The following is a 13400-nucleotide window of genomic DNA, read 5'->3' as shown; positions in this document are numbered from 1 at the left end:
GTATAAAATTTGGATTGCCTAGCATTTACCCTTGTTTACAGCCTGCTTAACTAGACCATGAAAAGGATATTCGGTTTTATTGTTTTCTTGCTGTTTTTAGGCGCCTATTCCGTCCGGGACTATGCACCGGTCAAGGTTTTGCCAGATTCCCCGATTATTTCGGACCTGGATTCCTTCAGTGTTTTTGAGTCGGACTTTTCAGATCATGTGCCTACCGAGGCCCGCATTCGAGCTTCTCAATCTTCTTCCCAAAGAATAAAAAATGAGCGAAGTGAAGATCTTTCTCCTGCTCAGGGGCTACTCTTTTTAACCTGTAAAATTGCCAAGTCCTACTCTAAAATTCACTTACAGCGATATTTCAGATTATTCATTGAATTTGCCATTCAGGTCAATGCACCCTGATTTGATCTTTTTTGCCTGATTCTTTTTCCTGCTTCCGATCGGAAGTTAGGCTTCATCTTCTATTCTTAACTCCATGAAAACTGAAAAAACATCCGTGTTTTCTGCTATGAAAACATTTGCCAATACCTCTTTGGTCCTATTTTCCTCTTTGGTACTGGGATCCGGAATCATTGCCTCCTGCACAGAAGGAAATTCAAAAAACAACAAAGAAACTGAGGCCGTCAGCGTTCCGGTCTTGGAACTGCAGCCTCGAGCCGTAGAAGTACCCCAGACCTATATTGCGGATATACAAGCAATCCAATTTGTCGAAGTTCGATCAAAAGTGGAGGGCTTTGTGGATCAAATCTTCGTGGATGAGGGACAGTTTGTCTCCAAAGGCCAAAAGCTTTTCCAGCTTTCCTCGGCTGAATACAATGAAATGGTCAACTCCGCCCGGGCAGGTTTGGCCCGTGCCAAAGCCGAGCAAACTGCCGCAAAAGTGGAGATGGAGCGCTTGCAGACTTTGGTAAATAAAAAAATTATTTCATCCTCCGAACTGGAACTGGCCAAATCCAAAAAAGCCGTGGCCGACTCCCAAATCGCAGAGGCGGAATCCTTACTCAAAGCTGCCCAGACGGGACTTTCTTACACCACCGTTAAGGCTCCCTTTGATGGTATCGTGGACCGAATACCTCATAAAATCGGAAGCTTGGTCACAGAAAATGACCTTCTGACTTCCATCACAGACATTTCCTCTGTATTTGCTTACTACAAAGTGAATGAAAATGAATACCTCAATTTCATGAGAAGCAAGATTGAAGGAGGTAACGTAGAAACCTTTTCTGAGCAATTGACCCTCATCTTGTCCGATGGGGAAAAATATCCTGAAAAAGGAAAGCTTGAAACCACAGAAGGGGATATCGAGTCAGGTACAGGCTCGATCGGCTTCCGGGTTCGCTTCCCCAACCCGGACAATTTACTAAAACATGGGGCTTCTGGAAAGATAGAAATGCTTTCCAAACTCGAAGATGTATTTCTGATCCCTCAAAAGTCTACTTTTGAGATCCAAGATTTTACCTATGTCTATGTGGTGGATAAGGAGAATACGGTGAAGGTAAGAAGCTTCAAGCCGATTCAGCGCTACGATATTTATTACATCGCTGATGGATTTGAGCCGGGAGATCGGATTGTTCTGGAGGGAATTCAGCAAGTCAAAGACGGATCCAAGGTAGTTCCTGAGGCCATTACAGCCGCGGACGTGTACCACAATCTTTTGAGTGCCCGTTGATCTGAGGCTTTAAAAAATTCCACGACATGTTTGAGCTATTTATCCGAAGACCGATTCTCTCTACGGTCATTTCGGTGTTTATCACGCTATTGGGTATTTTGGCCTTAACCTCCTTGCCCATTACCCAGTTTCCAGATATCGTACCTCCCGCAGTGACTGTCACCGCGAGGTATACCGGTGCCAATGCGGAAGTTTTGGCTAAAGCAGTGGCTACTCCTTTGGAGCGAGCCATCAATGGGGTTCCCGGAATGGAATACATCACTTCGGTCAATACCAACGATGGGATCACGCTGATCAATATTGTCTTCAAAGTAGGAACAGATCCTGATCAGGCGGCTGTAAACGTCCAAAACCGGGTGGCCACTGTGCTTGATGAACTCCCAGAGGAGGTCATCCGGGCTGGTGTGCAAACGGAAAAGGAGGTCAACTCCATGCTGCTTTACCTCAATCTGACCACTTCGGATTCCACTCAGGACGAGAAGTTTGTCTACAACTTTGCGGACATCAATATCCTTCCCGAACTCAAGCGGATCGATGGAGTGGGCAGGGCTGAGATTATGGGGATGAAAGATTATGCAATGCGGGTTTGGCTGAAGCCGGACCGGCTGGCAGCCTATGACCTTTCCCCTCAGGATGTCACTGAAGCTATCCGTGCCCAAAACGTAGAGGCTGCTCCAGGCAAATCGGGGATTTCCTCCGATCGAGATCCCCAAGCTTTGCAGTATGTATTGAAATATACCGGGAAGTTTAATCAGGAAGAAAACTACGAAAACATCACCCTGAAAGCCCTTCCTGACGGATCTTTACTCAAACTAAAGGATGTGGCCGATATTCAGTTTGACGCGTTGGAGTACTCCATGGTCTCGATGACCGATGGAAAACCTTCCGCCTCTATCATGATCAAGCAGCGGCCCGGCTCCAATGCAAGAGATGTGATTTCCAATATCAAGGCCAAAATGACCGAGCTGGAGGGTTCCTCTTTCCCTCCGGGAATGACCTTCAATGTGTCTTATGACGTCAGCCGATTCTTGGACGCCTCTATTTTCGAAGTATTGAAAACTCTGGTAGAGGCTTTCCTCCTTGTGTTTATCGTGGTATTTATTTTCCTTCAGGATTTCCGTTCTACCCTTATTCCGGCGATCGCGGTGCCGGTATCCTTGGTTGGAACGCTCTTCTTTATGCAGCTTTTTGGCTTTTCCATCAATTTGCTGACCCTCTTCGCACTGGTTTTGGCGATTGGGATTGTGGTGGACAATGCCATTGTGGTGGTAGAGGCCGTACACGTCAAAATGCATGAGCTGAAACTCAATGCCTTGGATGCGACGATTGCTGCGATGAAAGAAATCGGAGGTGCCATAGTGGCCATCACTTTGGTCATGTCTGCGGTGTTTATCCCCGTGAGTTTTCTCTCAGGTCCTGTGGGGATATTTTATCGACAGTTTTCGTTGACTTTGGCAATTGCAATCGTCATCTCGGGGATCAATGCCTTGACCCTCTCACCTGCTCTTTGTGCCATGATGCTCAAACCCATGCATCATGCCGGTGAAGGAAAAGAAAGCTGGCTGCAGAAGTTTTTCAATGGCTTCAATGCCCGATATGAAACCCTTGCCGGAAAGTATACCACGGTGGTCAAAGGAATTGCCAACCGAAAAGTGGTCACCTACGGTTCATTGCTTTTGTTTTTCGTGCTTACTTATGGCATGTTGGCGATCACTCCGACGGGATTCATTCCCAATGAGGATCAGGGAATGGTTTACGTCAATGTGACTACCCCTCCTGGTGCTACAGTGGACCGGACTTCCGAAATCATGAATCAGGTTCAGGCCGCTTTGCTTCCTTTGGAGGAGGTAGAGACCGTCTCCACTTTGGCTGGTTATTCTCTCCTCACCGAAACAGCAGGTGCTTCCTACGGGATGGGGATGATTAATTTGGCAGCTTGGGACAAGCGGGAGAAAGATGTCAACGAATTGATGGCTGAGTACACCGAGCGTACATCCCATATTAAGGGAGCGGATATTCAATTCTTGGCTCCTCCTCCTGTTCCCGGTTTCGGAAATGCATCAGGCTTTGAGCTAAGACTTCAAGATAAGTCCGGGGGGACTTTGGATAATATGGCTTTGGTCAATGAGGAGTTTATCGCGGCGCTCAATGAACGACCTGAGATTTCCGGTGCATTTACCAATTTTGACCCAACATTTCCCCAGTTTTTATTGACTGTAGATCACGACAAGGCCGCAAAGCTGGGGATATCCGTGGATAATGCCATGGAGACTTTGCAAAGCTACATTGGGTCCTATTATGCCTCCAACTTCATCAGGTATGGGATGATGTATAAGGTAATGATACAGGCATCACCTGAGTACAGAACCTCTCCTGAGTCTCTCTTGGAGATGTATGCCAAAAATAAGGAAGGAGAAATGGTTCCTTATTCCAACTTCGTGACCTTGGAGCGGGTGTACGGTCCTGAGCAGCTGACAAGATACAATATGTTCAACTCGGCTTTGATCTCCGGGGATGCCGCTCCCGGCTTTTCCTCAGGGGATGCCATCAAAGCAGTAGAAGAAGTAGCCTTGGAAACCTTGCCAAGAGGGTTTGATATCGATTGGTCGGGGATTACCCGGGAGCAGATTGCGTCGGGAAACCAGGCAGTGTACATCTTCCTGATTTGTTTAGTCTTTGTGTATTTGCTCCTTTCGGCCCAGTATGAAAGCTACATGCTGCCTCTTTCTGTCATTCTTTCCCTTCCTGCAGGGATCTTTGGCTCATATCTCTTTCTCAATCTGGTAGGCTTGCAAAATGACATCTATGCTCAGGTTTCCTTGGTGATGCTGATCGGTTTGCTGGGTAAAAATGCCATTCTGATCATAGAAATCGCCATTCAAAACCGAGCCAAAGGACTTTCCATTTTGCAAAGTGCCATCAACGGCGGGGTGGAGCGTCTCCGTCCGATCTTGATGACCTCCTTTGCCTTTATCTGTGGATTGATTCCCCTGACCTTAGCCTCCGGTGCCGGTGCGATCGGAAACCGAACCATCGGAACTGCTGCAGCAGGAGGCATGCTGATCGGCACTTTGGTAGGAGTCTTTCTTATTCCGGGATTGTATGTGGTCTTTGAGACCATCGATACCCGACTCAAGGAAAAGAAAGCCAAAAGACTCCAGGTTACCACAACAAGCCAAGAAGTACACGCATGAAAAAGTTGTTGATTTTGAGCTTCTTGGGAATGCTGGCATTCTCAGGTTGCAAATCATTGAATGTAACTCATCCCGAGTCTGATCTTCAGCTACCTGACCAATTCTCTGAAGAAGAAGCAGACTCCACCGCCACCATGGCTCAAATCGCTTGGGAGAACTACTTTGCCGACCCCCGACTCAGGGGCTTGATCGGCATTGCTTTGGCTCACAATCAAGACAACCTCATCACCCTGCAGCGGATCAAAGCAGCCCGGGCATCGATGATGAGGGCCAAGGCCGGTCTTCTCCCGGAAATTTCCGGAAGAGCAGGAGCCGCCCAGCGTAAGTTTGGCGACTTTACCATGGACGGAGTAGGCAACTTCGATACCAATCTCTCTGAAGACTTGACCGAGGATCAGCTGATTCCCGATCCTTACAAGGATTTCATAATCGGGGCTAATTTTGAATGGGAAATTGATGTTTGGGGCAAGCTGAGAAATCGCAAAAAAGCAGCAGCTGCCCGTTACCTAGCTTCGGAGGAGTTTTCCAAAAGCGTCCGGACCTGGTTGATTTCCGAGGTGGCTTCTACCTATTATCAATTGCTGGCCGTAGATGCTGAAATTGGAATCCTTAATGAAAATATTCGCCTTCAGGAATTAGCACTTCAGCTGATTGTGGAGCTTAAGGAAGGCGGACGAGCCAATCAGCTGGCTATTGATCAATTTGAGGCCTTGGTGCTCAACTCCAAGTCCCAGCTGGAAGCCAAACTCCGAGAGCAGCAGTCCGCCGAATATGAAATGACCCGCCTGGTGGGTTCTATTGATATTCCTCTTGAGCGGATCGAGCTGGACAGTGCTGTGGAGCGTCCAAGAATACTGGAAGTAGGATTGCCTGCCCAGCTTTTGCAGTTCCGACCGGATGTCAGGGAAGCGGAATTCGGCCTGCAGGCGACCAAGTTTGATGTGAATGCTGCCAAGGCGGCTTTTTATCCTTCCATTACCCTATTTGGTATGGCAGGATTTAATGCTTTTGAGTTTTCGAAACTCTTCTTCAGCCCGGCATCTACTGTATACCAATTTGGAGCAGGTTTGACCGCACCCATTTTCAACCGCAGGGTGATCAAAACCGAATTTGAACTGGCAAAAACCGATCAGCAGATTGCCTTGCTCGAGTACGAAAAACGTACCCTCAACGCCTATCTGGAAGTCCTCGATCTGGTCAATCAGATTCAAACCTATGACAACCAACTCAAGCTGAAGCAATACGAGGTATCGGTTTTGGAGCGCTCCATCGAAAACTCCAATACCCTGTTTTCAGTAGGCTATGCCAACTATCTGGAGGTAATCACTGCTCAGAGTCGAGCTTTGGAATCGGCTATCGAACTGGCCGAACTCAAAGCTTCCCGACTGCAGTCCCACGTGCAGCTGTACCGGGCCTTGGGTGGGGGATGGAATTAAACAAAGGGGGATTTTCCCCCTTTTTTTTGCCATGCTGTAAAAAAGTCTTTTTCCAAATAGGGGTAAGGCCTTCCTTGATTGTCTTTTCTGAAAAAAGAAACCAAAAAGCCTATCTTGCAGGGATTGTTTTTTGAACCCATGCAAATCACGGACAAGGAGGTTTTTTTTCAGATTCAGTCAGGCCAAATCCCTGCTTTCGAGATGCTGTTCAGAACTCATTACCCTTCTTTATGCCGATTTGCAGGCACTTATCTCAAGGACCCCGATTGGGCAGAGGAGGTGGTTCAGGCTGCATTTATAGGTATTTGGGAGAAAAAAGCAGAAATCAGCATCGACTCTTCCCTCAAGGCTTATCTCTACCGGGCTGTACGCAACTCCTGCCTGAACGAACTCAAACACGAGCGGGTCAAGCAGGCTTATCAGGCCAAACAGTTGGCCATGGATGAATCCTTTTCCTCTCCTGCCGATCATCTGACTTTGGAAGGTGAATTGGAAAGGAAAATTCATCAGGCCATCGAAAAGCTTCCCGAGCAATGCCGCCTGATTTTCACCATGAGCCGCTTTGAGGAGCTGAAATACCAGGAAATTGCCGATCAGTTGGGCATTTCCATCAAAACTGTTGAAAATCAAATGGGAAAGGCTCTGAGGCTGATGCGAGGTCAACTCAAGGACTACTTACCCCTGATTGCACTACTAATGAATCGATTTTTGGAACCATGAATTTTCCTGAGCAAGCTACCGAAGAATTGATCAGTAAGTACCTGGTCGGTGAAGCCTCAGAAAGCGAAAGGTCTGAGCTATTGGAGTGGTGCGCCCTCTCACCTGAAAATCAAAAATACTTGGATAATGCCCGCTTGATTTTTGAGAAAGCACAGGTTCAGGGAGAATTGCAAGTGGATGTGGATGCTGCTTGGGAAAAAGTCAATCAGAAATTAAGGGGAAATGAAAGGAAATCCCGTTTCCTGATACCCGTATGGGGGATTGCAGCAGGCTTGATTTTGGTGTTTGCCTTGGCCTATGTGTTTTACCAGAATCTTCCTTCCCAAGAATTCACTTTCGTCAGCGAAAGAGAAAATCTTACCGAAATCCTGCCCGATCAGACGGAATTGGCTCTGAAGCAGGGGACAGAAGTGAAAGTGGATTACAATGAGCGAAAAAAGACGGGATTGATCCAACTGGACGGGGAGGCGCTGGTATCTATCCCCGATACCAAAAAAGTTAAGTGGTTGGTGGAAGTGGGTGAATTGAGGATTTTGGATATCGGTACGGTGTTCCACGTCAGGGGATATGCCGATGCTGAGACCGTGGAGGTTTCCGTACAGGAAGGAGAAGTGAGATTTTTCCTCACGGACAAGGAAGGAATCGACTTGATAGCCGGTGAAAAAGGGGTTTTTGACAAAAAGACCCAAAAATTCACCAAGGAATCAGCCAATCCGAATGTGGCGGCCTTCCGAAGCAGGCAATTCTTTTTCAATGAAAGTTCCTTGGAGCAAGTGGTGGAAGATTTGTCTGCCGGCTTTGGGAAAACGATTCTATTGGATCCTAACTTATCTGATTGCAGGCTGACGGTGACTTTTGAAAATGAAGACTTGGATACCATCCTTGGAATCATCTCCGAAACCTTGTTTCTGGAGGTGGTGTACGACTCAGATCAAATTTTTATTCGGGGTGAAGGCTGTCAATAGTAGTTTTTGTGGCTTCAGTCGCTTGCTGTTTGTTGTTTTGGCAGCTTGGCTGGTTTCTTTTGCAAGTCAGGCCCAAGAAGTTCCCTTTTTGGAAAAGAAGCTGACGGTGTCCTTTGATCAGGAGCCGGTAGAGTCTGTATTGAAAAAGCTGGAACAGGAAGCGGCTTGCAGGTTTTCTTACAGTCCCTCTGTCCTAGAGGTCAAGCGGAATTTCTCGGGAAATTTTGAAAATCGCCCCCTTCGGGAGGTTTTGGAGACTGTTTTCAGTGGGGAGGTGCAGTTCAAGACCAAGGGGAATTATGTCATCCTTACCCCAAAACCAAAAAAAGAAGAAGTAGTTATAAGTGGCTATGTGGTCGATGAAAAAGGGCAGGGAATCCGAAATGCCACTATTTATGACCCAATCACACTAAAGTCTTCCACTACGGATCAGTTTGGGTATTTCGAGCTGGAAGTGAAAAATCCTGCGGAGGAGAATTTTCAGCTCATTGTAAACAAGAAGAATTACTCCGACACCTTATTGCTGGAACGGAAATCTGCTTTTCAAAAAATCCGGCTGAAGGCCGATGAAATTGATTGGCAGAAATTGGGGAAAAGCGTATCAGAGTCAGCCAAGGAGGTTTGGTTTTGGACAAAAGACTCTAAAGGGGTTCGGAATTCCCAAAATTTGGACTCCACGCTCAGTCGCAAAGTTCAGTTTACTTTGGTTCCATTTGTCGGCAGCAACAAGAAAATCTCCGGGGCTGTTGTCAATGATTTTTCATTCAATCTAATCGGAGGCTATTCTGGAGGAACCCGAGTGGCAGAACTGGGAGGGGTTTTCAATATCGATCGGGGTAATGTCAGTTGGGTTCAGCTTGCGGGACTTTACAATCAAGTGGGAGGTCAGACCCGGGGAATTCAGTGGTCAGGATTGGTAAATATGGCTTTGGATTCAGTCAAGGCTTTTCAAGCGGCCGGCTTGATCAATTTGACTACAGAATCGCTTCAGGGAGTGCAGGCAGCAGGATTTATTAATTACGCCCATCAGGATGTCCAAGGAGTACAGATGAGTGCATTTCTAAATCGGGGGAGAAAGGTTTCCGGTTTGCAACTCGGGTTGGTCAACGTGGCAGACAGCCTCTCGGGGGTATCTTTAGGGTTGATCAATTGGGTGAGAAATGGCTACCGAACTTTGGAATTCGGTGCAAATGAAATGCTTCCTCTGAACCTTTCTTTTCGATCGGGAACCCGGAGGCTTTACAACTTTTTTCAGGCAGGGTTCAGACCCGAGAGTTTGGATACACCTACCTGGTCTTTTGGGTATGGGATTGGCACGTCTCCCAGGCTGGGAAAAAATTCTTTCCTGAATCTGGAACTAAGTGCGGACCAAATATCCAATGGTTCTGTCCAGGCCCTGAATCTGGTTTCCAAAGCTTATGCAGGAATTGAGTTTCGACTCCAGAAGAACTTTGGGCTTTTTGCCGGACCTACTCTTAATTGGAGGCGGTATGATACCGGATTTTCCGGCCATCCGGAGCTTTTTTCCTACACCGATCCCTCTATTTTTCATGAATCTGAAAATGCAGAAAGGGGCCTAGCGTCCCAACTTTGGATGGGGTTTAGGGCCGGTTTCCGTTTTTTCTGATCAGTAAAAAAGCTCTCTTTTTCTGATTTCCTTCATTTCGAAATTTTTTTTCACCCAAGCATAGGGGTAAAATCCTTTCCGATTGTCCTATACCTGAAAACTAAACCAGAGACAGTCAGATCAGTCCTATAAATGGGCTGGTCAGCTGTCCCAAAAATCAAATACGATGAAAAAAATATTCATTCTTGTGGCCTTCTTTGCTTCTGTGCAATTGGCTTTTGCCCAGCGGGCGGATTCTTTTCGGTTTCAAATGGATTTGGGTGCAGCAGCTCCTAAAGGCGGTGGAATCGGAGCCTTGGTGAATTTGGAACCTCAGGTTTTGGTGAAAAACAACCTGGCCTTAGGGATGCGGTTTGCGGCAGTTGGTATGGCAAAAGACGTCATCTACTATGAAATTCCTGAGGATTACGAGGGAGAGCTCAGCGCCAATTTCTCTTTTTCGGCTACGGCCAACTATTATTTCAACAAGGGGAATTCCCGTATTGCTCCTTACGTAGGGGGTGGATTTGGGTACTACACGATCAGCAACCTTGATGTAGAAGGCAATAACTCGGATTGGGAAGAGCTCCAGGAACTGAGAGCTTCCTTTGCCTGGGCTCCTATGGTTCGGGCTGGGGTAGAATTGGGTAAGTTCCGATTGGGATTGGAATACAACTTCGTTCCAAAAAGCGACCTTCAAAACTTTGACGGAGATATCGTCGGGGAGGCTACCAATCAATACTTTGGCTTTACCCTAGGCTATTTTGTCTGGGGAGGAAAGTGGGGTAGAAATGCCTGGCATTGATCGAAAATTCTAAGCATATCAGCTAAAGAAAAGATCCCGGATGGCGAGAGCGATCCGGGATTCTTTGTATTACGGCTTTCGAAAGGATTGTCGGGCCAGGAGCTTCCATTTTCCATCCTCTATGACCCACACCATCATCAGTCCCAGATTTAGCGTGTTTAGGTTTCCATTGGATAGAATTTCCCCAATCACTTCATGTCTCACAATGGCTAGCTCCTTGCCATAAAACCGGACTTCCAGCCCTGACATATCCCAGCGCTGGTAGTCCACATTTTTGGAGGCGAATTCAGCGAGAAATTGTTCCTGATTTTCTATTGTCCCGGCTGAGTGGCCATAACTCAGGTCTTTTGAGGTGAGTTTTGCAAGAGTTTCGGCATCCTCAGCCAGCATGGCCTGACGCATTCTTTCTACGGCTGTGAGGACTTCAGCCTGAGATTGAGCAAAAGCCAAATGGCTTCCTAAACTCAGGCAAAGAATTAATATATATCTCATCGGATCTTGATTTTGTGATTATAGAGTTATTTCCTTTTTCCCAGAAATGATCCCGTGGCCATACCTGCCAAGTCCACCGATCCCTTGATTTCCTGGGCTGTAGCTGTGCCGTCGTAGGTGATTTTATTGCCTTGGATAGAAAACTCCAAGTGAAGTACATCTCCCTTGAGCGTTCCTGTGACTGGGGCATCTCCCAAGCTTCCGGTGTAGGTTCCGGTGATATTTTCCCCTGTTTGTTTCAATACAAAAGTCGGAGTGCCACTGCCCATATCCGTATTCACATCCACCACCCAAGTGCCGGTTAGGTCAATTTTTTCCTGAGCTTGAAGGGTACCCGTACCCAAAACCAGAATAAAGAGGAAGAAAAGAAGATTTTTCATGCTTGTCTTTGATTTGTTAAAAGGTCAAAACCATGAAAAAGATAGCAAAAAAGCGGAAGTTTTTCCTGCTTAGGAGTTAAAACAGCTGGATTTGGTTTTTGGCTGAGCTTGCTTTTACCCCTTCCAAAAGCAGCAGTTTTTTCTTGGCCTCAAGCCCTCCGGCATAGCCGACCAAGCTCCCGTCCGAACCGATGATGCGATGGCAGGGGATCACAATGGAAATGGCATTGGCTCCATTGGCGGAGGCTACTGCCCGAATGGCATCAGGATTGCCAAGTTGCTGACTGAGTTCCAGATAGGAGGCGGTTTGTCCAAAAGGAATCTCAAGCAGAGCCCTCCAAACTTGTTTTTGGAAAGGGGTTCCAACCAGCATGAGAGGCAGGTCAAAGACTTTTCTTTTGCCATCAAAGTATTCCTGAAGCTGAAGTTTGGTCTGGGAAAAAACCGGGGAGTCCTCCTCGATGAATTCTGCATTCAGCCCGGCTTGAATCCGTGAATCAATGGATTTTCGCATTTTCCTGTACTTCCAATCACAGAGGCAAAGCTGATTTTCGAAGGCTCCGAGAATCAGCTCTCCAACCGGTGTTTTGAAAGTTTGGGTAAGGATCTTTTTCATCGAAAGGAGGGGAAGGAATAGACTGCTAGTTAGGTCCTTTTCTGAAAATTTACCTGGTCTTTGGATTATTCTACGACAGCTTCCGCCTCAATTTCTACCAAATACTCATCTCCGATCAATTCCGCCTTGACCATGGTGTTGGCAGGCTGGATTTCTCCAAAGCGCTTGCCATGAGCTCGGGAGATGGGCTCCCAATGTTCCACATTTCGGATAAAAATCCGGGTGCGGACCACATCCTCCATTTTTCCCCCGAGAGAGAGGATAGCTCCTTCGATTTTGTCCAAAATGAAATGGGTTTGTGCGGCGGGATCATTGCCTCCAATCACTTTGGAACCATGCGTAGCGGTGGTGCCGGACACTAAAATCCGGTTTCCTTTTCGTATGGCCCGACTGAATCCTGCGATATCCTCCCAGATCGTTCCGCTAAGGGCTTTGGTCCTTCCATCCGAACCTGCTTTGGTGGGGTAGGGGGCTGGAAAACTGTCCAGATGATGACTCAAGTCTCCAGATGCAGTCAGAAAAGGTGGTTTTCGGTACTCATCTCCACAGTCACCGGGGATTTTCTGGAGTTGGGTCAAGGCGTTTTGGATAGCGGCCTCTTCATTTTCACTTAGGGAAAAAGAGAACAGTTGCCGATTTTCTTCCAGATGTTGACTTTGCCCCAGCCTTGCGCCGATAATCACTCCACCGACTGCAGGGCGGGTCATGATAAAATGACTGGCCAAGGTAGAAATGCTGACTCCATGGTCTTGGGCAATGGGTTGGAGTACTCGGAGCAGGTTTTGAAACTTCTCCCAACCTCCTGCTGCGTCAATGTAGCGCTTGTACTTCATCTGTGACCAAGTCAGCGCGTCATTCAGCTGAGGTTCAGGTTTTTCCAGCCATTTTTCGGAAAGAAATCCTCCCGCCAAAGTTCCAAATGCCAGGAGTTTGACTCCGTGCTTTTGGCAGAGAGCGGTCATCTCTCCTGCAGCCCGCTGATCCAAAAGGGAATAGCAAACCTGATTGGAAACGACTTCTACTCCGGAATTGAGGGCGATATTCAGATGAGCTGTGTCAAAATTGGTCAACCCCAAATGCCCGATCAGGCCTTCTTCCTTGAGTTCCTGAAGCCAAAATAAGGCATCCAGCCAGCTGGGATGGGCATATTGCCAGGCATGAAACTGCATCAAGTCGATGCGCTCGCTTTGCATGCGGGAGAGGGCAGTTTGGACCGCCTCGCGAACTTGGGCTTTGGTCAGATTGCCCGGAGAAGGCACCCATTTGGTGAAATGTTGGGCCAAATTTTGTCCGTAAGTTTTCCGGAAAACTCCCGATATCTCCTCCGCCGAACCGTAATGGTCTGCCATGTCAAAGGTATGAAAACCTGCATCCACATAGGACTTCATGGCTTGGGCGGCTGGTATGGGGTCTACTTTTTTGCCATCCCGCTCCATATCGGCGATCTGCCAGAGGCCGATCAATGCTCGGGAAATCGTCAGTCCGGGAGCAAGTTGGATTGTTGTTGAAATTGACAT

12 protein-coding genes are annotated in these 13400 nt (G+C 47.3%); 8 read left to right on the top strand and 4 right to left on the bottom strand.

The genetic code is table 11. The annotated features are described in order from the left end of the window. Positions 1-57: 57 nt before the first annotated feature. From AAA943_RS17685 to AAA943_RS17650, 8 genes are all read left to right on the top strand, one after another. The gene (locus AAA943_RS17685) at positions 58-402 is read left to right on the top strand and encodes a hypothetical protein (protein WP_338225617.1); all 345 of its coding nucleotides are present in this window, start codon (positions 58-60) and stop codon (positions 400-402) included. Between the two features lie 73 nt (positions 403-475). Continuing rightward, positions 476-1669, top strand: a complete 1194-nt coding sequence (locus tag AAA943_RS17680; protein WP_338225616.1) for an efflux RND transporter periplasmic adaptor subunit — start codon at positions 476-478, stop codon at positions 1667-1669. Positions 1670-1695: 26 nt separating this feature from the next. Further along, positions 1696-4863 (top strand): efflux RND transporter permease subunit, encoded by a 3168-nt coding sequence (locus AAA943_RS17675; RefSeq protein WP_338225615.1) that lies wholly within the window; start codon positions 1696-1698, stop codon positions 4861-4863. Then, positions 4860-6299, top strand: coding sequence for a TolC family protein (locus tag AAA943_RS17670; protein WP_338225614.1), 1440 nt, complete (start codon positions 4860-4862; stop codon positions 6297-6299). Before AAA943_RS17675 ends, AAA943_RS17670 begins: the two co-directional genes overlap by 4 nt. A gap of 78 nt (positions 6300-6377) precedes the next feature. Further along, on the top strand, positions 6378-7019 hold the full coding sequence (locus tag AAA943_RS17665; protein WP_338225613.1) for an RNA polymerase sigma-70 factor: 642 nt from the start codon (positions 6378-6380) through the stop codon (positions 7017-7019). Continuing rightward, on the top strand, positions 7016-7984 hold the full coding sequence (locus AAA943_RS17660) for a FecR family protein (RefSeq protein ID WP_338225612.1): 969 nt from the start codon (positions 7016-7018) through the stop codon (positions 7982-7984). Before AAA943_RS17665 ends, AAA943_RS17660 begins: the two co-directional genes overlap by 4 nt. After that, positions 7968-9611 (top strand): hypothetical protein, encoded by a 1644-nt coding sequence (locus AAA943_RS17655; protein WP_338225611.1) that lies wholly within the window; start codon positions 7968-7970, stop codon positions 9609-9611. The genes AAA943_RS17660 and AAA943_RS17655 overlap by 17 nt, the downstream gene beginning before the upstream one ends. A gap of 166 nt (positions 9612-9777) precedes the next feature. Beyond that, positions 9778-10395 (top strand): hypothetical protein, encoded by a 618-nt coding sequence (locus AAA943_RS17650; protein WP_338225610.1) that lies wholly within the window; start codon positions 9778-9780, stop codon positions 10393-10395. A gap of 69 nt (positions 10396-10464) precedes the next feature. Here the strand turns inward: AAA943_RS17650 and AAA943_RS17645 are convergent, their stop codons facing one another. From AAA943_RS17645 to AAA943_RS17630, 4 genes are all read right to left on the bottom strand, one after another. Next, entirely contained in the window at positions 10465-10887 is a 423-nt protein-coding gene (locus tag AAA943_RS17645; protein WP_338225609.1) for a nuclear transport factor 2 family protein, read from the bottom strand. A 26-nt stretch (positions 10888-10913) separates the two neighbouring features. After that, positions 10914-11267 (bottom strand): hypothetical protein, encoded by a 354-nt coding sequence (locus AAA943_RS17640; protein ID WP_338225608.1) that lies wholly within the window; start codon positions 11265-11267, stop codon positions 10914-10916. Between the two features lie 76 nt (positions 11268-11343). Beyond that, complete coding sequence (locus tag AAA943_RS17635; protein WP_338225607.1) at positions 11344-11883, bottom strand: methylated-DNA--[protein]-cysteine S-methyltransferase; 540 nt, start codon at positions 11881-11883, stop codon at positions 11344-11346. 65 nt (positions 11884-11948) lie between these two features. Further along, the gene (locus tag AAA943_RS17630) at positions 11949-13400 is read right to left on the bottom strand and encodes an aldo/keto reductase (RefSeq protein ID WP_338225606.1); all 1452 of its coding nucleotides are present in this window, start codon (positions 13398-13400) and stop codon (positions 11949-11951) included.

Source organism: Algoriphagus confluentis (assembly GCF_036245625.1).
In the GTDB taxonomy this organism is placed as follows: domain Bacteria; phylum Bacteroidota; class Bacteroidia; order Cytophagales; family Cyclobacteriaceae; genus Algoriphagus; species Algoriphagus confluentis.
Note: the sequence above shows the minus strand (reverse complement) of the source record. Positions and strands in the feature narration are given on the sequence as shown.

What these genes read in the sequence shown, in the direction of transcription:
- AAA943_RS17685 (WP_338225617.1), top strand. Translation starts at nt 58, where the DNA reads ATGAAAAGGATATTCGGTTTTATTGTTTTCTTGCTGTTTTTAGGCGCC.
- AAA943_RS17680 (WP_338225616.1), top strand. Translation starts at nt 476, where the DNA reads ATGAAAACTGAAAAAACATCCGTGTTTTCTGCTATGAAAACATTTGCC.
- AAA943_RS17675 (WP_338225615.1), top strand. Translation starts at nt 1,696, where the DNA reads ATGTTTGAGCTATTTATCCGAAGACCGATTCTCTCTACGGTCATTTCG.
- AAA943_RS17670 (WP_338225614.1), top strand. Translation starts at nt 4,860, where the DNA reads ATGAAAAAGTTGTTGATTTTGAGCTTCTTGGGAATGCTGGCATTCTCA.
- AAA943_RS17660 (WP_338225612.1), top strand. Translation starts at nt 7,016, where the DNA reads ATGAATTTTCCTGAGCAAGCTACCGAAGAATTGATCAGTAAGTACCTG.
- AAA943_RS17650 (WP_338225610.1), top strand. Translation starts at nt 9,778, where the DNA reads ATGAAAAAAATATTCATTCTTGTGGCCTTCTTTGCTTCTGTGCAATTG.
- AAA943_RS17645 (WP_338225609.1), bottom strand. Translation starts at nt 10,887, where the DNA reads ATGAGATATATATTAATTCTTTGCCTGAGTTTAGGAAGCCATTTGGCT.
- AAA943_RS17640 (WP_338225608.1), bottom strand. Translation starts at nt 11,267, where the DNA reads ATGAAAAATCTTCTTTTCTTCCTCTTTATTCTGGTTTTGGGTACGGGT.
- AAA943_RS17635 (WP_338225607.1), bottom strand. Translation starts at nt 11,883, where the DNA reads ATGAAAAAGATCCTTACCCAAACTTTCAAAACACCGGTTGGAGAGCTG.
- AAA943_RS17630 (WP_338225606.1), bottom strand. Translation starts at nt 13,400, where the DNA reads ATGTCAATTTCAACAACAATCCAACTTGCTCCCGGACTGACGATTTCC.